The 22,056-nt window shown below is 67.5% G+C and carries 22 protein-coding genes; 11 read left to right on the forward strand and 11 right to left on the reverse strand.

Going from position 1 to position 22,056, the window contains the following annotated elements:
* The first annotated feature begins 137 nt into the window (after positions 1 to 137).
* The 4 genes from KPL78_RS03215 (at position 138) to KPL78_RS03230 (ending at position 4,346) form a co-directional block, all read left to right on the forward strand.
* Positions 138 to 863 carry a GntR family transcriptional regulator gene (locus KPL78_RS03215; protein ID WP_219761406.1) on the forward strand — a complete coding sequence of 242 codons (726 nt, stop codon included), beginning with the start codon at positions 138 to 140 and terminating at the stop codon, positions 861 to 863.
* 61 nt (positions 864 to 924) lie between these two features.
* Positions 925 to 2,073, forward strand: a complete 1,149-nt coding sequence (locus tag KPL78_RS03220; RefSeq protein WP_219761408.1) for an acyl-CoA dehydrogenase family protein — start codon at positions 925 to 927, stop codon at positions 2,071 to 2,073.
* A 177-nt stretch (positions 2,074 to 2,250) separates the two neighbouring features.
* Entirely contained in the window at positions 2,251 to 3,327 is a 1,077-nt protein-coding gene (gene ada / locus KPL78_RS03225; RefSeq protein ID WP_219761411.1) for a bifunctional DNA-binding transcriptional regulator/O6-methylguanine-DNA methyltransferase Ada, read from the forward strand.
* Positions 3,328 to 3,404: 77 nt separating this feature from the next.
* Entirely contained in the window at positions 3,405 to 4,346 is a 942-nt protein-coding gene (locus KPL78_RS03230; RefSeq protein WP_219761413.1) for a 2-hydroxyacid dehydrogenase, read from the forward strand.
* A gap of 12 nt (positions 4,347 to 4,358) precedes the next feature.
* On the opposite strand, the gene KPL78_RS03235 is transcribed toward KPL78_RS03230, so the two are convergent.
* On the reverse strand, positions 4,359 to 4,925 hold the full coding sequence (locus KPL78_RS03235) for a transposase (RefSeq protein ID WP_219761415.1): 567 nt from the start codon (positions 4,923 to 4,925) through the stop codon (positions 4,359 to 4,361).
* A 377-nt stretch (positions 4,926 to 5,302) separates the two neighbouring features.
* Between KPL78_RS03235 and KPL78_RS03240 the strand changes: the two genes are divergently transcribed.
* Positions 5,303 to 7,816 carry a TIR domain-containing protein gene (locus KPL78_RS03240; RefSeq protein ID WP_219761417.1) on the forward strand — a complete coding sequence of 838 codons (2,514 nt, stop codon included), beginning with the start codon at positions 5,303 to 5,305 and terminating at the stop codon, positions 7,814 to 7,816.
* Between the two features lie 344 nt (positions 7,817 to 8,160).
* Here the strand turns inward: KPL78_RS03240 and KPL78_RS03245 are convergent, their stop codons facing one another.
* Positions 8,161 to 8,553 carry a pyruvate kinase alpha/beta domain-containing protein gene (locus KPL78_RS03245; protein ID WP_219761418.1) on the reverse strand — a complete coding sequence of 131 codons (393 nt, stop codon included), beginning with the start codon at positions 8,551 to 8,553 and terminating at the stop codon, positions 8,161 to 8,163.
* Between the two features lie 364 nt (positions 8,554 to 8,917).
* Here KPL78_RS03245 and KPL78_RS03250 point away from each other — a divergent pair, with 364 nt between their 5' ends.
* On the forward strand, positions 8,918 to 9,124 hold the full coding sequence (locus KPL78_RS03250; protein WP_219761420.1) for a cold-shock protein: 207 nt from the start codon (positions 8,918 to 8,920) through the stop codon (positions 9,122 to 9,124).
* Between the two features lie 320 nt (positions 9,125 to 9,444).
* A complete protein-coding gene (locus tag KPL78_RS03255) occupies positions 9,445 to 9,630 on the forward strand; it encodes a hypothetical protein (protein WP_219761422.1) in 186 nt (61 codons plus the stop codon).
* A 132-nt stretch (positions 9,631 to 9,762) separates the two neighbouring features.
* Here KPL78_RS03255 and trhA read toward each other — a convergent pair whose 3' ends face one another.
* The 4 genes from trhA to pyk form a co-directional block, all read right to left on the reverse strand.
* Positions 9,763 to 10,410, reverse strand: coding sequence for a PAQR family membrane homeostasis protein TrhA (gene trhA / locus KPL78_RS03260; protein WP_255568524.1), 648 nt, complete (start codon positions 10,408 to 10,410; stop codon positions 9,763 to 9,765).
* Between the two features lie 286 nt (positions 10,411 to 10,696).
* The gene (locus KPL78_RS03265) at positions 10,697 to 11,023 is read right to left on the reverse strand and encodes a DUF1488 family protein (protein WP_219761426.1); all 327 of its coding nucleotides are present in this window, start codon (positions 11,021 to 11,023) and stop codon (positions 10,697 to 10,699) included.
* Complete coding sequence (locus KPL78_RS03270) at positions 11,020 to 11,277, reverse strand: hypothetical protein (RefSeq protein WP_219761428.1); 258 nt, start codon at positions 11,275 to 11,277, stop codon at positions 11,020 to 11,022. Before KPL78_RS03270 ends, KPL78_RS03265 begins: the two co-directional genes overlap by 4 nt.
* Before the next feature lie 543 nt (positions 11,278 to 11,820).
* Positions 11,821 to 13,257, reverse strand: coding sequence for a pyruvate kinase (gene pyk, locus KPL78_RS03275; protein ID WP_219761704.1), 1,437 nt, complete (start codon positions 13,255 to 13,257; stop codon positions 11,821 to 11,823).
* Positions 13,258 to 13,845: 588 nt separating this feature from the next.
* Between pyk and KPL78_RS03280 the strand changes: the two genes are divergently transcribed.
* The gene (locus tag KPL78_RS03280; protein ID WP_219761430.1) at positions 13,846 to 14,691 is read left to right on the forward strand and encodes a tripartite tricarboxylate transporter substrate-binding protein; all 846 of its coding nucleotides are present in this window, start codon (positions 13,846 to 13,848) and stop codon (positions 14,689 to 14,691) included.
* Positions 14,692 to 14,712: 21 nt separating this feature from the next.
* On the opposite strand, the gene KPL78_RS03285 is transcribed toward KPL78_RS03280, so the two are convergent.
* Entirely contained in the window at positions 14,713 to 15,993 is a 1,281-nt protein-coding gene (locus KPL78_RS03285; protein ID WP_219761432.1) for a glycerate kinase type-2 family protein, read from the reverse strand.
* 69 nt (positions 15,994 to 16,062) lie between these two features.
* Positions 16,063 to 16,449 (reverse strand): nuclear transport factor 2 family protein, encoded by a 387-nt coding sequence (locus KPL78_RS03290; RefSeq protein ID WP_219761434.1) that lies wholly within the window; start codon positions 16,447 to 16,449, stop codon positions 16,063 to 16,065.
* Positions 16,450 to 16,597: 148 nt separating this feature from the next.
* Between KPL78_RS03290 and KPL78_RS03295 the strand changes: the two genes are divergently transcribed.
* From KPL78_RS03295 to KPL78_RS03305, 3 genes are all read left to right on the forward strand, one after another.
* On the forward strand, positions 16,598 to 16,909 hold the full coding sequence (locus KPL78_RS03295) for a DUF1244 domain-containing protein (RefSeq protein ID WP_255568526.1): 312 nt from the start codon (positions 16,598 to 16,600) through the stop codon (positions 16,907 to 16,909).
* Between the two features lie 68 nt (positions 16,910 to 16,977).
* Positions 16,978 to 17,247 (forward strand): DUF2312 domain-containing protein, encoded by a 270-nt coding sequence (locus tag KPL78_RS03300; RefSeq protein ID WP_219761436.1) that lies wholly within the window; start codon positions 16,978 to 16,980, stop codon positions 17,245 to 17,247.
* Between the two features lie 164 nt (positions 17,248 to 17,411).
* The gene (locus KPL78_RS03305; RefSeq protein ID WP_219761438.1) at positions 17,412 to 18,329 is read left to right on the forward strand and encodes a LysR family transcriptional regulator; all 918 of its coding nucleotides are present in this window, start codon (positions 17,412 to 17,414) and stop codon (positions 18,327 to 18,329) included.
* A gap of 363 nt (positions 18,330 to 18,692) precedes the next feature.
* Here the strand turns inward: KPL78_RS03305 and KPL78_RS03310 are convergent, their stop codons facing one another.
* Genes KPL78_RS03310 through KPL78_RS03320 form a run of 3 tightly spaced genes read right to left on the reverse strand, consistent with a single transcriptional unit; the run spans position 18,693 to position 22,017 of the window.
* A complete protein-coding gene (locus tag KPL78_RS03310; protein ID WP_219761439.1) occupies positions 18,693 to 20,090 on the reverse strand; it encodes an MmgE/PrpD family protein in 1,398 nt (465 codons plus the stop codon).
* 28 nt (positions 20,091 to 20,118) lie between these two features.
* On the reverse strand, positions 20,119 to 21,033 hold the full coding sequence (locus KPL78_RS03315; protein WP_219761441.1) for an SMP-30/gluconolactonase/LRE family protein: 915 nt from the start codon (positions 21,031 to 21,033) through the stop codon (positions 20,119 to 20,121).
* A gap of 24 nt (positions 21,034 to 21,057) precedes the next feature.
* Positions 21,058 to 22,017 (reverse strand): tripartite tricarboxylate transporter substrate binding protein, encoded by a 960-nt coding sequence (locus tag KPL78_RS03320; protein ID WP_219761443.1) that lies wholly within the window; start codon positions 22,015 to 22,017, stop codon positions 21,058 to 21,060.
* Between the last annotated feature and the right edge of the window lie 39 nt (positions 22,018 to 22,056).

Consider the following 22,056-nt stretch of genomic DNA (forward strand, 5'->3'; position numbering starts at 1 on the left):
GCTCGGTCGTGGTGAGCGCGGCTCTCGCGCTCGTCTCGGGCAGCGTTGTGCCCACCCGGCGCCGCCGCCATACAGGCAAGGCCCGCCCCGTTCTTGTCTTCTTGTCTGGTGCACCAGACAACCTTAGGTGTCCCGCCATGCGCCCGCAAGTTCCGAAATACGTGACGATCAAGGCCCTGCTGGAAGCGCGCTGGGAGCGGGAGATGCTGCCGGGCGATCGCCTGCCGTCGGAGAACGAGCTGTGCGCGACGTTCCGGGTGAGCCGCGCGACGGTCCAGCAGGCGCTCGCACTCTTCGAAGGCGAGGGTGTCATCCGGCGCGATCAGGGGCGCGGCACCTTCTATGTCGGCCCCCGCGAACCCCGCACCGAGCAGGAACCGAGCCGCCTGCTCGAGACCACGATCCGCGACCGCGAGGGGACGGAGACGCGGATCCTGCGGCGCTCGATCCAGATCGCACCGGCGCGGATCGCGCAGCGTCTCGGCCTCGCGCGCGGCGACCGGGTGGTGACGCTGGAGCGCCTCGGCATCGTCGAGGGCGCGCCGATCGTCTTCATCTACAGCTACCTACCGCTGGAGGTCGGCATGAAGGTGTATGAGGCCGAGGACCAGCTTCGCCGCATGAGCCTCGCGGCGGTGCTCAACGACCTGCATGGCTGCGATATCGTGCGGGTCCAGCAGGTCATCGCCGCGCGGCTGTCCGACCCGTCATTCTCCGCCGAGCTGGGCGTCGATGTCGGCGTGCCGGTGCTGGAGGGCGAGCGCACCTATTATAGTGGCGACGGGCAGCCGGTGTTCTGCACCGTGTCCTACTATCGCGGCGACCGGCACTACTTCACCATGTCGGTCACCGAGTGGCGCTGAGGCGTGACCGCGGCCGTCGACAGGCGATCCGCGATGCGAGCAGCAGGGAGAGACAACGCCCATGACAACCGCATTCGACCTGCCCGAGGCGACACGCGAACTGCAATCCGTGGCCCTCGACTTCGCGCGGGAAGTGCTGGCCCCCAATGCCCGCCGCTGGGACGAGGAGCGGCATTTCCCCGTGGAGGAGATGCGGGAGGCCGCGAAGCTGGGCATGGCCGCGCTCTATGTGCGGGAGGAGGCCGGCGGGTCGGGCCTCACGCGCCTCGACGCCGCGGTGGTGTTCGAGGCGCTGGCGACCGGATGCCCGACCGTCGCAGCCTACCTGTCCATCCACAACATGGTCGCCTGGATGATCGACCGCTTCGGGTCGGAGGCGCAGCGCGCCGAGTGGCTGCCGTCACTCGTGACCATGGAGCGCATCGCGTCCTATGCGCTCACCGAGCCGGGGTCGGGGTCGGACGCAGCGGCGCTGCGCACGCGGGCGGCGCGCGACAATGAAGGCTATGTGCTGAACGGGACGAAGCAGTTCATCTCCGGCGCCGGGGTGTCGGATTTGTACCTGACCATGGTGCGCACGGGGGGCGAGGGGCCGTCTGGCATCTCCGCGCTGCTGATCCCGAAGGAGACGGCGGGGCTGTCCTTCGGGGCCAATGAACGCAAGATGGGGTGGAACGCGCAGCCCACGCGCCAGGTGATCTTCCAGGAGGCGCGCGTGGCGGCCTCCGCATTGCTGGGGGAGGAAGGGCAGGGGTTCCGGTTCGCCATGGCGGGGCTCGATGGGGGGCGGCTGAACATCGCGGCGTGCTCGCTGGGCGGGGCGGAGGCGGCGCTGACCATTGCGCTGGACTACACGCGGGAGCGGCGGGCCTTCGGCAAGGCCATCAGCGACTTCCAGAACACCCAATTCAAACTGGCCGACATGCGCATCGAGTTGGAAGCCGCGCGGTCCCTGCTGTGGCGGGCCTGCGCGAAGTTGGATGCCAAGGCGCCGGATGCGACGGCCTTCTGTGCCATGGCCAAGCGCTTCGTGACCGATACCGGGTCGCGGGTGGTGGATGATGCGCTGCAGTTGCTCGGAGGGTATGGGTATCTCGCCGACTATGGCGTGGAGAAGATCCTGCGGGACCTGCGGGTGCACCGGATCCTCGAAGGGACCAACGAGATCATGCGCATGATCGTGGCGCGGAGCATGCTCGCGGCGCGGTGAGGCGCGACGGCGGGGGTGCCGACGCAATGCGCGGATGGCTGTGCCGGAGGCGCCCATGGCAAGGAGATGGGCATGCCCAATGACCTGCGCGCCGCTCCGCCACCGCTGACGTCCGCCAGGACGCCAGCGCAACGCGCGGATGGCTGGGCCAGCGCCGATCCTGGCAAGGAGATGGGTATGCTTGATGACCTCAGCCCCCCTGTCGCCATCGACGATGCCCGCTGGGCTGCCGTGGTGGCGCGTGATCCCAATCCGGCCATGGGGCCGTTCCTCTATGCGGTGACGACGCAGGGAGTGTTCTGCCGGCCGGGGTGTCCGTCCCGCGCGCCGCTGCGCAAGAACACCCGGTTCTTCTGTGATGTGGCGGCCGCCGAGGCGGCGGGGTTCAGGGCCTGCAAGCGGTGCGACCCGAAGGGGGAGCGGGCCGGGCTTCATGCGGCGGCCATCCGGGCGGCCTGCGCGATGATCGAGGAGAGCGAGACCATTCCCTCCCTCGCCGCGCTGGCGGAGCGGGCGGGGTATGCGAGGCACCACTTCCTCAGGCTGTTCCGCGACATCACCGGGGTCACGCCGCGGTCGTATGCCGAGAGCGTCCGGGCCAGGCGGCTGTCGGCGGCACTCGCGGGCGGGTCGCGGGTGGCGGATGCGGTGGCGGAAGCGGGGTATGGCTCGGAGAGCCGGGTGTATGAGGAGCCGGGCAGGGTGCTGGGGATGACACCCGGCGCGGCCAGGCGGGGCGGGGCGGGGGAGGTGATCCGCGTCGCGCTGGCCGAGAGTGCGCTGGGGCCGCTGATGATCGGGGCGACCGATGCCGGGGTGTGCTTCCTGGGGTTCGGCGAGGATGAGGCCGGGCTGCGCGGCGACGTGATGCACCGCTTCCCCCAGGCGCAGATCCTCGATGCGCCGGAGGAACTGGCGGAGGCGATGCGCACCGTCGTGGCGTTCATCGCGGAGCCGAAGGCGGCGCTCGATCTGCCGCTGGATCTGAGAGGGACGGCGTTCCAGAGGCAGGTGTGGGAGGCACTGCGGCGCATCCCGCTCGGGGAGACGAGGACGTACTCCGGGCTCGCCGCCGAGATGGGGATGCCGAGGGCGACGCGGGCGGTCGCGCGGGCCTGTGCGCAGAACAAGGTGTCGCTCGCGGTGCCGTGCCACCGGGTGGTGGGGGTGAGCGGGGACCTCACCGGGTATCGGTGGGGGGTGGAGCGGAAGCGGGCGCTGCTCGCGGGGGAGAAGGCGGCCAGGCGGGGTTGAGAGGCGTGGCGCGGCGTGGTGGGATGGATGTCAGGGAGTGAAGCGCCGGAAGCGGTGAAGCCTTCGGAGTCTTCCTCATGTTGCCGTCCATTCTTCTTGGCCTGCCCATCGCCGCGCGGCTGCGCGAGCGGCTTGCCACCACCTACGAAGTGCATGGGCCGTTCAGTCCGGTGACGCCGGAAGGCGTGCCGGAGGCGGCGCGCAAGGCGCGGGTGCTGGTGACCATCGGGGGGAACCGCACCGACAAGGCGATGATGGATGCCCTGCCGGAGCTGGGGATGATCGCCTGCTACGGCACCGGGTTCGAAGGGGTGGACATGGCCGAGGCGGCCAGGCGGGGCATCATCGTCACGCATGCGAAGGATGCCAATGCGACCTCGGTCGCGGAGTTCGCCATGGGGCTGGTGATCGCGGCGTCGCGCGACATGGGCAAGGGCGAGCGGGCGCTGCGGGCGGGGAAGTGGCGGAGCCTGGATAGCCTCGGGCTGGTGCCGGGGCTCGCAGGGAACCGCATGGGTGTCTATGGGCTGGGGTCGATCGGGGCGAAGATCGCATCCCGCGCCGCGGCCTTCGAGATGGAGGTCGGGTATCACGGGCGGGGGCCGAAGGCGGGCGTTCCCTACGTCTATCATCCGACGCTGAAGGGCATGGCCGAGTGGTGCGACGTGCTGGTGGTCGCGGTGCGGGCGAGTGCCGAGACGCGCCATGCCGTGAATGCCGAGGTGCTGGCCGCGCTGGGGCGCAAGGGCGTGGTGGTGAACATCGCCCGGGGGTCGGTGATCGACGAGGCGGCCCTGATCGAGGCGCTGGAGCAGGGGGTGATCCATGGCGCGGGCCTCGACGTGTTCGAGCATGAGCCGGCGGTGCCCGAGCGCCTGCTGGCCGTGCCGAATGCGGTGCTGACGCCGCATATCGCGGCCTTCACCACGCTCGCGCAGCGGGTGCAGCAGAAGCTGGTGGAAGAGTCGCTCGCGGCGTTCTTCGCGGGGGAGACGCCTGCGAACCTGGTGGCGGCGTAGGGGCGCACCGGGTCAGCACCAGCCGAGGCGCAGCCGGCGGGGGATGTATTTGATCCCGCCGGCCATGCGATGGAGGTGTTTGAGCGCCTTCAGGTAGCCGAGATAGGCCGCGATCTGCTTGCGCGTTGTTGGCGCGGGCGGCAGGCGCAGGCGCTTCAGCTTTTCGGACAAATCGGGGTTGGGGAGCTTGTGCGGCGGGCCGTTCAGGGCGTGCAGGAAGCCGAGGCGGCGGATGAGGGCGATGAATTTGAGGCCCCGGAGCCGGATGGCGCGGCGGCAGGCGCGGAAGATGAGGGGGGCGACCTCATTCAGCGGGTGCTTGGGATGGTTTTCCTTGATAGCTTCGAGAAGGCGTTCCCACAGGCCGGCGTGAGTGAGGCGGCGGAAGTAGCGGGAGACAGTGTCGGGCTTGCCGTGTTCCGGGGGGAGGGCTCGCCAGGGGTCGGTGGTGCAGGCGAGGTGGAATATGGCGTTGAGGCGGCCCTTGAGGTCGCCGATCTGACGGCCGGCGGGGGAACGGGGGAGGATGTAGGGGAGGAGGGCGAGGAATTGGGTGGGGGTGAGGGGTTGGGGGCGCATGAGAGCCTTCAAGCATACATGTCTGAGAAAAGCAATATTTTCCTATATCGTTTTGTGTTCCAGGATTCTCTCTTGGGCCGGCGTCCGGCACGTGTTCGCACGGAGCCGTTTGTCGACCGGCGGGTTTCGGGTTGAACCGACCGGCAAATGGTGACCATCCGCTCAGTGTCAGAACCGCTCGGTTCTGACACTGAGGCCGATTATGGCGGCTGAGCGTTTATCTATGGTGGGTCGACGCCCTCGGTACTGATCCCAGAAACAGTCGTTCCCCGTCGCGAAACGGCCCCTCGAAGCGCTGATCTTTTGACGCCGTCGCGCTGGAAAGAATAGTGCGCTATGCTTCAAAAAGTGGGAGTAGTTTTGCCAGGGAGGTGTCGGTGCGAGCGTTCCTGTCACATTCGTCGGCTGACAAAGACTTTGTGGACCGTGTTGCAGAGAACCTACGGCCGGGCTCTTATGAATTGGATGCAACTACATTTGATGCAGGGCTGGTGAACTCGGACGCGATTCGAGTGGCGTTGGGGCGGTCTGATCTATTCTGCCTCTTTCTGTCTCAAGCATCAATTAGATCTGCGTACGTTGAATTTGAAACGATGCTCGGGATAGAGTTTTTGGCGAGGGGTAGTATCTCCCGATTTCTTGCGATATGTCTTGACGATAGCGCTTTTGCGTCAGCTAGCGAAAATGTTAAATTCTTCAATATTGTCCGGAAATCCTTAGATCCAGAAGCGGCTGCCCGGCTTATACAAGGACAACTCATATCGGCGAGCAGCAAGGCGCAAAGCTTTGCGCATCCGTTCCTTGGGCGTGAGGAAGAGCTAAAGGCTTTAGACAATCAGGTTTCCGATCACGGGAGGCCTCCTATCAAGGGTATTTACCTATCGGGAAATGCGGGCGCAGGAAGACGTTCGCTGGCTGCCAAATTCTACGAGAACCATTTTCCTCATGTGGGGAGGGTGTTTCCTCAGGTCAGTATATCGCAATACGATGGGCCAGAAGAGCTTTATAGAGGCATACTGGCAGAGTTGCGGCCGACGATAACTGCTACAGAGCTGCGCATCCGCATGACAAGTTTCAATGTCGCAAATCCAGACGAGCAAGCGCGAATGACGGCGCAGCTGCTCAACTCGCTTCTCCCAAGCAACGAGGCTGCGATACTCCTTGACGAAGGCGGTATGCTCACAGACTCTGGCATGTTTAGCCCCGAATTGACAAAGCTGATTGATGGTCTGGAAGCCTACCCACATCCGCCCGTCACGTTCATATCTGGGAGGATGATTCCATATCGGCATCGTGTGACCCGGACGGACGTAGCATTTTTGGCTATCACGTCTCTGGGCTGGGACGCCACGCTAAGACTTACGTCCACTTTACTGAAGCGGAACAGGATAGAGTTCGATGTTGAGGCACTTGAGCAGCTAGCGTCGTTATCCGAGGGGCACCCATATAATATATACCGTATTGTGGATGAGATTTTGGACAAGGGCATTAAGATATTTTTGGCGGACCCGGCGGATTTCATCGATTGGAAACACCGTCAATCATCTGAGTATTTTAGTAGAATTAAAATTGAAGAGGTGGAATCTTCAGTTTTGACATTGTTAAAGAATATTCCGGAGCTAGATTTTGACACGATCTGTCAAGCGCTCTCCGTCTCCGCTTCGGCGCTCGCCGAAAATCTGCAAAGGCTCGTTCTGCTGCACGTGCTTGAGTCTGATGGGGATCGTTTCCGCATATCGCCCGCGCTTCGGGTGGCTGTCGAGCGGGATCCTCGCGTCAAGATGCCGGCGCAACTCCAGGCCGATGCGACGGCAACCGTAGCCCGTTCTCTAAGTGTTCGCCTTGAAGAGGGCACGGCGCCTGTGTCCCTCGTAGACTCGGCCGTTCTAGCGACGGTCGAAGGTGGAGGTGTTCTGACTGAATTGGCGGCCGCTTTCCTGCTGCCTTCTCACTTCGTCTGGCTCGCTAAGCTACGATACGATCAACGCCAGTGGAAGGAGAGCATTCGGTTCGGTTTGGGGGCGCTCGAGGGCGAAGCTCGGCTTTCCACGAATGGGTTGGTTGCCGCTTGTCGGTTCTTGTGCCTCGCGGCCGCACGCATCGGAGCCGACGAAGTATTCGACGTGGCTATAGCAAAGCTGCATTTGCGCGCTAGCGACGACTGGGCGCGAAGCAACGTCTATTACCTCGAAGGCTTTCGGCAGAGGATGCGGGGTAGGCTGCCTGCGGCCCAGGATCTCTTTCAGAAAGCCTACGACTTCCACCACGGTAACGTCTCGGCGATGCGGGAGTTAGCCGCGATTGCCCTTGCCAGGGGGCATTTAGAAGCGGCCGAGGGGTTGGCCCGTGAGGCGCGCAGCTATGCTCGAACAAATGCATACTTGGTCGATATGTTGCTCACCGTTCTGATCCGAAAGCGCACTGCGGGGACAGGGACGAGCGAAATAGAGGACCTGTTTGCCGTCTTGGAGACGGTAGGCGAGGAGAGCGGACGCTCCTTTTATACGACACGCCGCGCTGAATACGAACATCTTTGGGGAGACAATAAGAAGGCTGCCATACTTATTGATCAAGCTGCTGCTAAGACGCCAATGATATTTGAGGTAAGGCGCCTGCAAGCCGAGATATATTTGAAGGCGGGAAATCGCAGTAGAGCGGATCAGGCTATCCAGGCCATGGAAAAAATGATGGAAAGCAGAGAAATGTATGACAGAAGATGGAACTATCGACTATTTCTCGAGACAAAATCACATTATCTTGTGGAGGTCGGTCAATATTCGGAGGCTAAAGATCTCTTTAGTGATCCTGCGTATTTTACGAATGAGGAGCGCGAAAGAGCTATTAAGGATATCGAAATGGCACAGGCTTATTCTGCTAAACGAAGACGCTGAGTGTCTGGATTGCGATATCCGTGATGCCAGAATCGGCAAGTTTCGACATGCTCACTGATCCCCGGATTTTGCGGGTCTCTGGGTATCAAGAGCCTGGATTGTAGGGCTCGCTTACGGGATAGGCAAGCTCGTCCCACAACGTCCAACTCGGACGGTAAAGTAGACGGCTTCTGAGGTATGTCTTGCGTGCTGTTGACGTGCGTGATCTCCGTCATCGGATGGATGGGCGACGCTGTCCTGCCAGCGCACCAGACTGACAGATCGAAGGTGCAGGAAACTGAGTTTCCTGCCGGGGTGCAGGGGCAGAGCCCCTGCGTCCTACGCGCTCACCGCACGCGCAACCCTCACTTCACGATCGCCACCCGCAGTGCGTTCGTCGTCCCTGGCGTGCCGAACGGCACCCCGGCGGTCACCACCACCTCGTCCCCCTGTCCCGCGAAGCCTTCCGTCTGCGCGGCGCGCAGGGCGCGGGCGACCATCTCGGTCATGGAGTGAATTTCGCTGACCTCGAGCGGGTGGACGCCCCAGACCGTGGCCATGCGGCGGGCGGTGGACTCGTTCGCGGTCAGGCCCAGGATCGGGCAGGTGGGGCGTTCGCGCGCCACGCGCAGGGTGGTCGATCCGGTGGAGGAGAAGGTGGCGATGACCTCGGCGGAGATGGTCTCGGCGACCTGGCGGGCGGCGGTGGCGATGGCGCCGGCGGACGACTTTTCCGGCGCGGGGCGGTAGGCGTCCATCAGGCGGCGCCAGTCGGGGTTCGGTTTCACGCGGGTGACGACAGCCGATGCGTCACATGCGCCGCGCGGGTGCAGACGCGCCGCGCCCTGGGGGATGCCGTGCCCGGCACATCGGGCGTATTCCGCGGGTTTTCGTTCTCCGGCCTGGACGGTGCTGCGGGATTATCGGTCCGTTTTCCCGTATGCCGCATTCGCACCTTTCAATCTGGTGCGTGAGGGACTATCTGAGGTCCGTCAGCTTTTCTTGGTCTTGCTGCGCTCTCTCTGCTCGTGATCGAGCGCCGAGCCCGCCCGCCCCCCAGCAGAAGATTGATCGGACGCACCATTCGGTGCGGTCGCACCTTTGCGAACAAGCGGAACACACATGTCCATTGGTACCATCAAGTGGTTCAACGCAACCAAGGGATACGGCTTCATTCAGCCCGACGACGGCACGAAGGACGTTTTCCTCCACATCTCTGACGTCGAGCGGTCCGGCATCGGCACGCCCCAGGAAGGCGACAAGATCGAATTCGACGTTCAGCGCGGTCAGCAGGGCAAGATGTCCGCGACCAACCTGCGCAAGGCCTGAGGGCTTTTACGACCGCGGCCGGCGCTCAGCGCTTGGCCCTGTCGTGTGATTGCGACGCCGTCCCGTCGGGGCGGCGTCGCCAACAAGGAAGAACGAGCGTGCGCCGTGGCGCGCGAGAAGCGTCGTGCCAAACGCTTCGCCGAACTCGCCGCTCTGTTCGATGCCAAGGGGTAGGAGCGCGCGCTCATCGCCGAGCAGAAGGCGATGCGTGGGCGCGCTACGCTGCGCGCGAGGTACGCCGCGACCAGCGGTGCGTCGTCATCAATGACGCTGTTCCGCCGGGCGGTTTCAGCGCAGTCGCCATTTCGTGGAGTAACCCGATGACCAGCCGCGCCCCCGACGTTGCCGTGCAGAGATCCGAGGCCGAGATCGAAGAAGACGTTGCGCTGCTCGCGAAGCGGCATCGGATCTCGACGGCCATCGTGCGCGAGATCATGAGGCGATCGGGCGCGACCGATCGGAACGTGATCGAGCGCGAGATCGCGAAGGGCAAGGCCCGTCGTTGACGGCACGTGATGCGCTGACGGCATGGGATGGGTCATGCCCGGCGCCCGCGTGTTCATCCGCAGAAAGCCGGCTGACCGCGGCGTGAGGTGTCGGCCGGCGGCGTCGCGGTGGCGGGGCACGATCCGCCTTGCCTATGGTGCCGTCCGCGCCACAAGGCCGTAGACCACGGCGAAGTGGCTTCCCGCCCCCGCCAGTACGAACGCATGCCACAGCACATTGTGGTAGCGGAGCTTCGTTGCCAGGTGCAGCAGAACGCCCATGCTGTAGAAGGCTCCGCCTAGCGCGATCAGCATGATGGCTCGCGCGGAGAGGTTCGCCGTGAGGGGACCGATGGCGACCAGGCCAGCCCAGCCGAGCAGAAGATAGGCAGCAATCGCCGCGCCTTCGAAGCGGCCTGGTGCCGCGAGTTTCAGCGTGCTTCCTGCCAGTGCTCCGACCCAAACCGCTGCGACCAGGCACCAGCCCCATACGCCGCCGATGCCGAGGATGCCGATCGGCGTGTAGGTTCCCGCGATCATCGCGAAGATCGCCGCGTGATCAAGTCGCCGGAATATGGTCTTGGCAATCCCCTCTGGCGCGAGATTGTAGAGCGTGGAACAGCCGAGCATCGTCAGGAGGCCGGCCGAGTAGAGCCCGATCGCAGCCAGGCCCAACGCCGAAGGATCGGTGTTTGCGAGGAACAGCGTCACGCAGGCGAAGATGCCGGCCGATACGCCGAGAATGTGCAGGGCGCCGTCAGCGATCCGTTCACCGCGCGTGTAGTTGTGCCGCTTGCCCAAGGTGGCGCAGCTTCCGGTGCGTGATGGTCGGGCTTGTGTCGTGCCCGATATCGCCGTGTGTCCAGGCATGTGGCCTATCGTCGGATCGCCCCCCCCTATCCGAGGCTCAGCATACGCAGCGCGATGGCTGCGGCGACGATCGTCGCCGCAGTCTTGAACACGAGCATGACCGCAGGCGCTCCCGCCCCGTTGCAGCACTGAAGGTACACATGGTCAGCGAGGTGTCGCATCCTGATCATGTGATTTCCTCCGTTCGGGGGGGGCGCCGGGCGGTCGGGGCTGGCTCTCAATCGCGTCGACGGGTTGCTTTCATGGCGCAGGGCGAGGATGCCGGCGGCGGGGGATTGAGCACGTCGTCTTCCCAGATATGCAGGACTCCGATCGGCGGGGTGTCGCGACTCTGAAGCTTGGCGCGTGCAGCGGCTTCGATCCGCAAGCGCGCCACAGAGAAACGCCGCAGGATGTCGTCCGATCTGAAGGTTCCACCGCCGCTGACCTCGAAAAGAGCGAGGCGCGAGATCGCGCACCGGACCTGTTCTCCGTCGTTCATGCGCAGTTCGAACAGCACACGATGGCCGTCCCACCTCGCGGAAGGGCTGGTGGAGGCGTTCATGGCTCCAGATCCGCATTGAGCAGATCGGCCAGTTCGCTAGGCGTGAGGGGCGAGGCATCTTGCCTCTCGCCATGCCTCGGGTCGGCATCTGCGATCGTCATGCTGCTCCGCCGCCAGTCCGGAAAGGACAAGCCGTCGAATCTCTCCTCATGCAACTCGATCATGTACTGACCGGGCGGCAGCTTGCCGATGCGGCTCTTCACTGAGAATGGCTGGCGCAGTTCGACGAGCTCTCTCGTGGTGCGGGTCTCCATCGAAATCGATACTCCGGTCGACCGGGTCAGACGCGCGATCCGGCGGACATGCCGATGCGACGACGTGCGACTGAACCGGAATGTGATGGGGCAATGAGGCGCGGGACGATAACCGCGCGGTCACCGTCGGTCAGCGAGTGAGGAAATGTATGGAGCAGCCGGGCGCATGACCGAGCCTCCCGCGAACACTCGTGCAGGCCAAGCCCACATATCCTGCAACAACGCTTATGTTCGTCATGCAGGAAAAGCTCGCTTTGGTTACGTGGGAGCGGCGTCCTCAAAATACAACCCGTTCGTCGTCGGAATGACCTCTTGCGCGGTCGATTGGGACCTGGCGGCAAACCGGGCAATGGCGCGACGCTTGGCTTGGTGGATCCGGCTGGCGGCGGCGAGGAGCGGGGGCAGCTTCCATCCGCGGATTGATGGGCGGCACCATCGCGCTGAGCGACAGGCTGACAGGTCGAAGGTGCAGGAAACTGAGTTTCCTGCCGGGGTGCAGGGGCAGAGCCCCTGCGTCCTACGCGCTCACGACACGCGCGACAGTCACTTCACGACCGCCACCCGCAGCGCGTTCGTCGTCCCCGGCGTGCCGAACGGCACCCCGGCGGTCACCACCACCTCGTCCCCCTGTCCTGCGAAGCCTTCCGTCTGTGCGGCGCGCAGGGCGCGGGCCACCATTTCGGTCATGGAGTGAATTTCGCTGACCTCGAGCGGGTGGACGCCCCAGACCGCCGTCATGCGGCGGGCGGTGGACTCGTTCGCGGTCAGGCCCAGGATCGGGCAGGTGGGGCGTTCGCGCGCCACGCGCAGGGTGGTCGATCCGGTGGAGGAGAAGGTGGCGATGACCTCGGCGGAGATGGTCTCGGCGACCTGGCGGGCGGCGGTGGCGATGGCGCCGGCGGAGGATTTCTCGGGCGCGGGGCGGGAGGCGTCCATCAGGCGGCGCCAGTCGTCGTCCTGTTCCACGCGGGCGATGATGCGGTCCATCATGTTCACCGCCTCGTAGGGGTATTGGCCGGCGGCGGTTTCGGCGGAGAGCATCACGGCGTCCGCGCCGTCGAAGACGGCGGTGCCGACGTCGGAGACCTCGGCCCGGGTGGGGCTGGGGGCCGTGATCATGGATTCCAGCATCTGGGTCGCGACGACGACGGGTTTGCCCAGGGCGCGGGCGGTGCGGACGATGCGCTTCTGGACGAGGGGGACTTCCTCGGGCGGGAGTTCGACGCCGAGGTCGCCGCGGGCGACCATGACGCAGTCGGTCAGGGCCAGGATGGCGTCGAGGTTCTCGACCGCCTGGGGCTTTTCCATCTTCACCATGACCCAGGCGCGGCCGGCGGCGATGCGCTTGGTTTCCTCCACGTCCTCGGGCCGTTGGACGAAGGACAGGCCGATGTATTCGATGCCGAGGGGGAGGACGAAGTCGAGGTCGGCGCGGTCCTTCTCGGTCAGGGCGGGGATGGGGAGGGCGACGTCGGGGACGTTGACGCCCTTGCGGTCGGAGAGGGGGCCGCCGACGACGACTTCGGTTTCCAGGTGGTCGGGGCGGGTGCGGGTGACGCGCAGGCGGAGCTTGCCGTCGTCGAGGAGGAGGGTGGTGCCGATCTGGGCGGCGCTGATGATCTCCTTGTGGGGGAGGTTCACGCGGCGGACGTCGCCCGGGGTGGGGTTGAGGTCGAGGCGGAAGGTCTGGCCGGTCTGGAGCTGGACGCGGCCGGCCTGGAAGCGGCCGACGCGGAGTTTTGGCCCCTGGACGTCGGCGAGGATGCCGATGGGGCGGCCGACCTTGCGTTCGACATCGCGGATCATGGCGATGCGGGCGGCGTGATCCTCGTGCGAGCCGTGGGAGAAGTTGAGGCGGAAGACGTCGGCGCCGGCGCGGTAGAGGCGTTCGATCATCTCGGGGGTGGAGGAGGCGGGGCCGAGGGTGGCGAGGATCTTGGTGCGGCGGCGGCGGCGCAGGGCTGGGCGGGCAGCGGGCATGCGGGTCTGGCCTTCCGGCTTGGGAGCGGGGGGTTCGGCGAGGTCGGGGCGGAGGGTCTGGGGGGTGAGACCGAGGATGCGGGCGACGTCGAGGACGCGGTCGTCGGGGACGCGGCGCCATTGGGAGACGGCGGCGGTGGAGATTCCGAGCTCGGTGGCGATGCGGGTGATGGCCCCGCGGCGGGCGAAGATCTCTTCGAGGGTCGGGTCGCGCATGGGGGTATCTTACATCACATAAGGATTTTCTGCCGAGAGGGGAAAATACCTTAAGACAGGTAAGCGACAGGATGGCTGACCCTCTGAAATGGGAGGGCGGCGGGTCAAGGCGTTCCGGATGATGGAATGCCGGGCATGTGGGCTGGCGCGGAGCGGGAGAGGCGTGGCTGCATCCATGGTGGGGCTGCAGGCTCCGGTCCGTCGCGATGGCGAAGAACCGTCGCGGCGAAGGGATGGGAAGGAAACAAGATGCGTCCAACGCGGCGACACCTCCTGATCGGAGCGGGGGCGAGCGTGGCCGCCCCGGCGTTTGCGCAAGGCTGGCCAAGGGGGCCGATCCGGCTGGTCGCGCCCTATCCGCCGGGAGGGACCGTGGATGCGGTGGCCCGCGTGGTGCAGCCGGGGCTGCAGGCGGCGCTCGGCGTGCCGGTGGTGGTCGAGAACCGGGCGGGGGCCGGGGGGACGCTGGGCACGGCGTCGGTGGCGCGGTCGGCGCCGGACGGGCAGACCTTCGTGCTGGTGTTCGACAGCCATGTGACCAATCCCGCGCTGATGCCGAACCGTGGTTTCGATTCGGCGCGGGACCTGGCGCCGATCACCCTGATCGGCACGACGGCGATGCTGATCGTAACGCCGGCGGCGCGGCGGTGGCAGACCCTGCCGGAGGTGTTCGAGGCGGCGCGGCAGGAGGAACCGGAGGCGATCAGCTGTGCCACCAATGGCAATGGCACGATGACGCACCTGGTGCTGGCGCAGATCCAGGGGATCACGGGGTTGCGCTTCCTGCACGTGCCCTATGGCGGGGGCGGGCCGCTGGCGACGGCGGCGGCGGGGAACCAGACCGACCTTGCGATGGGGGCGGCGGCGCTGTCGGGGCATGTCGCCTCGGGGCTGGTGCGGCCGCTGGCGCAGACGGGCGCAGCGCGGTCGGGAAAGTACCCGGATGTGCCGACGCTGGGGGACCTCGGCGTGGCGGGGATCGACGCGGTGTCCTTCACCGGGATGCTGGCGCCGGCAGGGACGCCCGGGCCGATCCTGCAGCGGGTTCGCGAGGCTCTGCTGGGCGTTGTCGGAACGCCGGCCGTGCAGGGCCGGCTGAGCGACGGGCTGGGCTTCGACCTGGTGATGTCGGAGCCGGAGGTCTTCGGCCGCTTCATCGAGACCCAGACCGCGACCTGGCAGCGCGTCGCGCGCGAGAACAACGTTCGGATCGAATGAGCGCGCCCCGCCGGGGGCCGGTCAGGCGACCAGGATGGCCCGGAAGTCGTTGACGTTGGTCAGGGTCGGGCCGGTCGTCAGCAGATCCCCCAGTGTCGAGAACAGCCGGTGGCTGTCATGGGCGGCAAGGAGGGCTCGGGGGTCGAGGGCGGCCGTGCGGGCGCGGGCGAGGGTGTCGGGGGTGGCGATGGCGCCGGCATTGTCCTCGGAGCCGTCGATGCCGTCGGTGTCGGCCATGAGGGCGTAGATGCCCGGCGCGCTGGCCAAGGCGAGGGTGGTGCCGAGGAGGCACTCGCCGTTGCGGCCGCCGCGGCCGGGGGGTGTCGTGCGGATGGTGACCGTGGTCTCGCCGCCGGAGAGGAGGACGCAGGGGGCGGCGACCGGGTGGCCGTGGGTGCGGGCGGAAAGGGCGATGCCGGCCAGGGCGGTGCCGAGTTCGCGGGCCTCGCCTTCCAGGGCGTCGCCCAGGATGAGGGGGGAGAGGCCGAGGCCGCGCGCGGCGGTGGCGGCGGCTTCCAGGGCCATCTGCGGGGTGGCGATGAAGCGGTAGTCGGGGGTGCCGAGGCGCGGGTCGCCGGGCTTGGGGGATTCATCGGCGGCGGCGGCGAGATGGGCGGTAACTGCGTCAGGCAGCGCCATGCGGTAGTGGGCGACGAGGGCGCGGGCCTGGTCGAAGGTCGAGGGGTCGGGGACGGTGGGGCCCGAAGCGATGACCGTGGGGTCGTCGCCGGGGACGTCGGAGATGGCCAGGGTGACCACGCGCGCCGGGTGGGCCGCCGCGGCGAGCCGGCCGCCGGAGAAGGCGGAGAGGTGGCGGCGGATGCAGTTCATCTCGTGGATGGTGGCACCCGAGGCGAGCAGGGCCTTGTTGACGGCGATGAGGTCCGCCAGCGACAGGCCGGGGGCGGGAAGGGTGGTCAGGGATGACCCGCCGCCGGAGACGAGGAAGAGGACCAGGTCGCCCTCGCGCGCCTCGGCGGCGAGGGTGAGCATGCGTTGGGCGGCGGTCGCGCCGGCCTCGTCGGGGACGGGGTGGGCGGATTCGGCGACCTCGATGTGGCGGGTCGGGTGGCCGTGGCCGTAGCGGGTGACGACCAGGCCGCGCATCGGCACGTCGGGCCAGGCATCCTCGACGGCGGCGGCCATGACGGCGGCGGATTTGCCGGCGCCGAGGACGAGGACGCGGCCGGCGGGCTTGTCCGGCAGGTGGCGGGCGAGGACCACGCGCGGGTCGGCGGCGGCGACCGCGGCGTCGAAAAGGCGGCGCAACGCCGCGCGGGCCGTGGCGTCGTCAAATTGCATGCGTTCCGTCCCCAGGTCTCGTCGGGCGGCATCATCCGTCGTCCCGCCCGTGATGCAACCCGGGGGGTGTCAGCCGCAGCTTGTCTCGTCCCAGGCCTGGACGGTCAGGTGGCGGCGGATGCGGCCGTCGCGCAGTTCCAGCGTCATGGCCGAGACCACGTGGCAGCCATCGGGGTAGATGCAGCGCTCGACGAAGGCGGCGCGGTGCGGGGTGCTGATGGCCTCGCCGACGGCGTGGGTCATCTCCCGCGCGCAGACGTCGCGCCAGAAGGCGGCGATGGCGGGACGGCCCACCAGGCGCATCGGCGCGCTGGGCGGGCGGTTGCGGTCGATGATCTCCATCTCGGCGTCCTCGTCGTAGAGGGCGAGGAGCGCGTCGGCGTCGCTGTGTTCCAGGGCTCGGGTCAGGGCCGCGAGGTCGAAGGCGGCCGCTTCCGGATGCAGGGTGTGCGACATGGTGGTTGCCTCCCGCGCCGCGGTCGTTTCGCCGGGCGCGGAGGACAGACTACACCGGGGGCGGCGGGCGCGGGGCAAATCCGTTGCGGCGGAGGTTGGCGGCCGGCCGGCGCTGCACCAGATTGGGCGCAAGACAGGAGATCGCGCCATGCCAGCACCCGAAATGGACGACACCACCCGCACCGAGCTCGAGGCCGCGGCCTTCCGCCGGCTCGTCGAGCATCTGCGCGAGCGGACCGATGTGCAGAACATCGACATGATGAATCTGGCGGGATTCTGCCGGAACTGCCTGTCGCGCTGGTATCGCGAGGCCGCCGAGGGGCGCGGCATCCCGCTCGCCGATCCGGATGCGCGCGAGATCGTGTACGGCATGCCCTACAAGGAGTGGCAGGCCAAGCATCAGAAGGAGGCATCGGCCGAGCAGAAGGCGAAATTCGCCGCGGCGAATCCGGGCCACTGAGCAGAGCAAGGTTGATGGCGCGCCGCCCCAGGGCTAAACCCGCCGCCCTTCAGACGGAGGCGGGGACCATGTCGCAGGCTGCGACCAAACAGGACGATACCGAGGTCGGCGGCATTGCGGCCGACCGGCTGCGATCCATCATCGAGCGGGTGGAGCGGCTGGAGGAGGAGAAGAAGGCGCTCTCCTCCGACATCAAGGACATCATGGCCGAGGCGAAGTCGGCTGGCTTCGACGTGAAGGTGATCCGCCAGATCATCCGCATCCGGAAGCAGGAGCCGGCGGACGTCGAGGAGCAGGAGACGCTGCTCGACCTGTACCGGCGCGCCCTGGGCATGTGAGGGCAAGCGGATCGTCCCATCGGGCGTCGCAGCGGCGCCCATGGGATGATCCCGGACGACGGACCAAGCCGTCGATCCGCACGGCGCTGCTTGTCCACCGGGCCCGCACGCCCGAAACTGGCCTTTCGCCGGCATATTCTGGCCGGGCGGGAGGAAGCAGAACGATGGACCGGCTCCTGGCCATGGAGACCTTCGTGCGGACGGTGGACAGCGGCAGCATGTCGCGCGCCGCGGCGCAGATGGGCATCGCCAATGCCTCCGTGACAACGCTGATCCGCAAGCTCGAGGCGCATCTCGGCACGACGCTGCTGCAGCGTTCGACGCGCTATGTCCGCCTCACCGAGGAGGGCGCGCGTTACTACGAGCGGTGCCGTTCGATCCTCGAGCAGATCGGCGAGGCTGAGGCCGATATGAGCGAGCGCGAACGCGGCGTGGTGCGGTTGGAGACGCCGATCGCCGTCGGCCACCTGGTGGTCGGGCCGGCCCTGGCCCGGTTCAGCGCGCTGCACCCGGAACTGCGTGTCGCCACTACCCTCAGCAACGAGGTCGGGAGCCTGATCAAGCACGGCGTGGATGTCGGCATCCGCATGGAGGCGGTGGAATCGGGGGAGCTGGTGGCACGCCTGATCTATCGCGCACGCTACGTGCTCTGCGCGGCGCCCGCCTTCCTCCAGCAGCATGGGGAGCCGGCATCGCCCGCCGAGGTGGAGCCGAAGCACTGCCTGGGTTTCTCAGGCTCGCCGAGCGGGGATCTGCGCATCTGGCACTTCCAGCGCGGCGAGGAACGCCACACGATCCGGCCGGAAGGAAACCTGTTCTTCAACAGCACCGACGCGCTGATCCAGGCCGCCGCGCATGGCGCGGGGCTGATCTACGTGCTCGACGTGCTGGCCGACCGCGCCTGCCGGCGGGGGGAACTGGTGCGGCTGCTGCCGGACTGGGAAATGGACGAGCAGACCTTCTACGCCGTCTATCCGCGCACCCGGTTCACGCCGCCGAAGGTGCGGGCATTGGTGGAATTCCTGGCGTCGCATTTCGGGGCTCAGCCGGATTCGGCACCGATTCCGATCCGGGCGCGCTGATCGCAGCGGTTCTTATTGAACGCGGGTGACCGTGGAAGATTGGAGGGGCTCCGCCTCATACGCGCGACGATGAGGCGCGGCGGGCCGTTGGAGAGGGGCGCCGCCCCTCTCCAAACCTCACCCCGCCAAGTGCTTGGAGCACTTGGAACGCAATCTGTTGGCGCCCGGCGCCAAGTGACGGTTTCCAAAGGCCTCGGGCCTTTGGCGGGTGGGGGTTCGGGGGGCAGAGCCCTTCCCCGATGCGCCATCGCCCCAATCTTTGCGCGTATGGGGCAAAGCCCCTCCAATTCTGCAGATCGGGACAGGGGCCGCCGCTGGCATGAGGGGCCGTTCGGAAGGCGGCGCCTGTCCCGGACCACCTGCCTACCTCGGCACGGCCGCGACGAGATCTGCGGCGCTGCCGTGGCGCAGCGCCCGCAGCAGCGCGTCCCAGGTGGCGCCTGACGCGTCGTCCCGTCCGGCATGGCGCAGGCATTCCTCGAATTTCGCCCGCACGCCCGCCGCATCGAGCACGGGTGCCGCGGTGCGCCGCACCGTGACCGGCCCGTCGGGCCCCTCGGCGGTGATCTCCGCGGGCGGATGGCCGGGCTTGTCGGGCATGGTCTCGAAGATGTCGATGCGCTGGGCGAGGGCGAGCGCCGCCGCGTCGCCCGTCACCTGCGGGCCGAGCGTGTCCAGGTCGACGCGGCCATGGGCCAGGGTGAAGGCGGTCATGAAGGGGATGCTGTATTTCGCGTCCTGCAACGTGTCCGGCACGCGGCGCCCCGCGATCGGGTGGCAGAGCTTGGCGGCGGAGGCGTTCACGGCGACCGCAATGCGCCCGCGCGCCGGCGGGCCGCCGAGCCGTTCGCGCAGGGCCAGCGCCGCGGCGACATAGGGATGGGAGAGGCGGCAGCTCGGCCAGGGCTTCACCTCGGTGGCAAGCCAGCACCAGCCAGGCCGGTCGATCACCGCGGCGCGCGTCGCCGGGCCGGCGTCACCGCCGAGATAGATGCGGAACATCCCCGCCGCGCCGTCCAGCGCCGTCTCCGGCCCCGACACGCCGGCCCGGGCGAGCAGCGCCGCCTGCACGCCGCCCATCGCGGCGAAGGCCGGATAGATGGAGCGTGCCGTGGAGCCGACGCCGAAGCCCGCCTCCTTGCCGCCGGCGAGCTGCATGTAGGCGAGGCCGAGTGCCGAGACGAGCTGCTCCTCGGTCATGTCGAGCGTGACGCAGGCGGCGACGCAGCCGCCGAGATAGCCGAAGAGCTGGGTGAGGAACCAGTCGGAGCCCGGGCCGCCGCCGCTCGGCGCGCAGGCCTCGCCGAGGCGGCACATCACCTCGTTGCCGAGGGCCATGGCCGAGAGCACGCGCGCCATGTCGGCGCCGGCCGGTTCCGCCACGGCGAGCGCGGCGTGCAGCGTCACCGTGGTTGGATGCAGCCGCGCGACGTCATGGATGTCGTCATAGTCGAGCGCATGGGCGAGGGCGGCATTGACGAAGGCGGCGGCGGCGGGCGGCAGGCGCTCCGCGCCGCCGATGATGGCGCTGGTGCCGCCGGTGGTGCCGAAGGACATGGCCTCGATCACCTGCTGGCAGATCGGCAGCACGGGCCGCGCGGCGATGGCGATGCCGAGGCTGTCGAGCGCGTGCAGCTCGGCGCGCGCCTGGACGTCGGGGGGAAGGCCGCGGCGATGCCGGTCGAGCACAAGCCGTGCGAGGGCGCGGCTGAGCGGGATGGCGGTGGCCGCGTCCGGCGCGGCGGCGATCACGGAGGACATGGCGGTTTCCTTCCGGGCAGGGGTGCGGTCAGAGCGCGTGGTGCAGGTCGAGGCCCGGCACGGGCCAGTCGAGGGCGAGCAGGCGCCCGGTCTCCGACAGCGTGATGTAGGCGGTGCGCAGGTCCGGCCCGCCGAAGCAGATGTTGGTGGGGTAGATGTCGGGCGTCTTCACCTGGCGCAGCACCGTGCCATCCGGGGCGATGACGGTGATGTGCCCGGTCATCAATGTGCCGACGCAGACATTGCCGGCGGAATCCACCGCGAGGCTGTCGAAGCGCTGGAAGCCCGGCAGGCCGCAGAGCAGCCGCCCGCCATTGGGGGAGGGGAAGCCGGCGCGCTTCACGACGCCCGGTGCGGTGATGTCAAAGGCCCAGATGCGGGAGGTCTCGGTCTCGGCGACGTAGAGGGTCCTGCCGTCGGGCGAGAGGCCGCAGCCATTGGCGGCGGCGAAGGGATAGGCGATCTCCGTGACGCGCGAGCCATCGGCCAGCGCGTAATAGACGCCGCCATGGTCGCGGTTGCGCGCGAACTTCTTGCCGATGTCGGTGAAGTAGAAGCCGCCCGCGCCATCGAAGACGAGATCGTTGGGTGAGGAGAGGCGGTTCGCGCCGCAATGCGTGTAGAGCGTGCGCACCGCGCCGGTTGCCATGTCGACGCGCTGGATGGACCCGCCATCGTAGTCGGCGGCCGGGCCGGTCGCGGTGAAGTGGCCGGCGCCATAGGTGTTGCCGCCGTTGTTGCAGACATAGAGCGCGCCATCCGGGCCGAAGGCGAGGCCGTTCGGCCCGCCGCCAGTCGTCGCGAAGACGGAGGCGGTGCCGTCGGGCGCCACCTTGCGGATGGTGCCGCCGGCGATCTCCGCTACCAGCACGGAACCGTCGCGCATTGCCGCGGGGCCTTCGGGGAATTTCAGGCCCGTTGCGAGGATGCGGCCTTCGGTCATGGGGTCGTCTCCGATTCCGTCCTGTCAGGTGCGGCGCATGGTGGCGATCACGTCGCGGTACTCCGCCATCTCCGCGGCGATCTGCCGGCCGAAGCCGTCGCCATCGACGAAGATCGGCGGTTCGCCTTCGGCATGGCTCGCCTGCCGGACGAATTCCGGATCGGCGACAATGCGGCGGGACAGGTCGGTCAGGGCGCTGCGCGTCGCGGCCGGCGTGCCCGGTGGTGCGAGGATGCCGCGCCAGTTCGCGACCAGCACGTCGACGCCGGCCTCGCGCGTCGTCGGGATGTCGGGCGCCTCGACCGAGCGGTTCGCGGCGGTGACCGCGAGGGGGCGGATCTGCCCGTCGCGGATCGAGGGCAGCGCGGAGCCGGTGGTGGGCAGCGTCATGTCCACATGCCCGCCGAGCACGGCGGCGAGCGCGCCGGCGCTGCCCGTATAGGGAACGTGCAGGAATTCGGTGTTCGTGCGGCGCGCGAAGACTTCCATCAGCACGTGGCCGACGCTGCCGACGCCGGCCGAGGAGTAGCTGACGCTGCGACGGCGCGCGGCGGCGAGAAGATCCGTCATGGTCTGGATCGGCGAGGTGCCGGCGACGCAGAAGACATGCGTGGTCGCGGCGATGATCGCGACCGGCGCGAAGCTGTCGGGCTGGAATCCGACGTCGTTCATCATCGGTGTCAGCACGTTGGAGCCCATGGTGCCGAAGAGCAGCGTGTTGCCGTCTGCCGCGGCGTCCAGCACGTAGCGGCTGCCGCGCGCCCCGCCGCCGCCGGGCATCGGCATGACGACCATGGTCGTGCCGAAGCGGCTCGCGGCATTGGCGAAGTGGCGAGCGACGATGTCGGTGCCGCCACCGGCGGCGAAGGGGACCACCAGTTGGATGGGGCGGGCCTGGGCCAGCGCCGGCCGTGCCAGGAGCGCCACGCCGGCAGCGGCCAAGAGGCTGCGTCTTGGCGCAGCGATGCGCGCATCACGGGACATGGATTGCTTCCTCCTTGTGCTTGTCCGGAACGCTAGGGG

Origin of the sequence: Roseomonas alba (assembly GCF_019430885.1) — a bacterium.
Classification (GTDB): Bacteria; Pseudomonadota; Alphaproteobacteria; order Acetobacterales; family Acetobacteraceae; genus Neoroseomonas; species Neoroseomonas alba.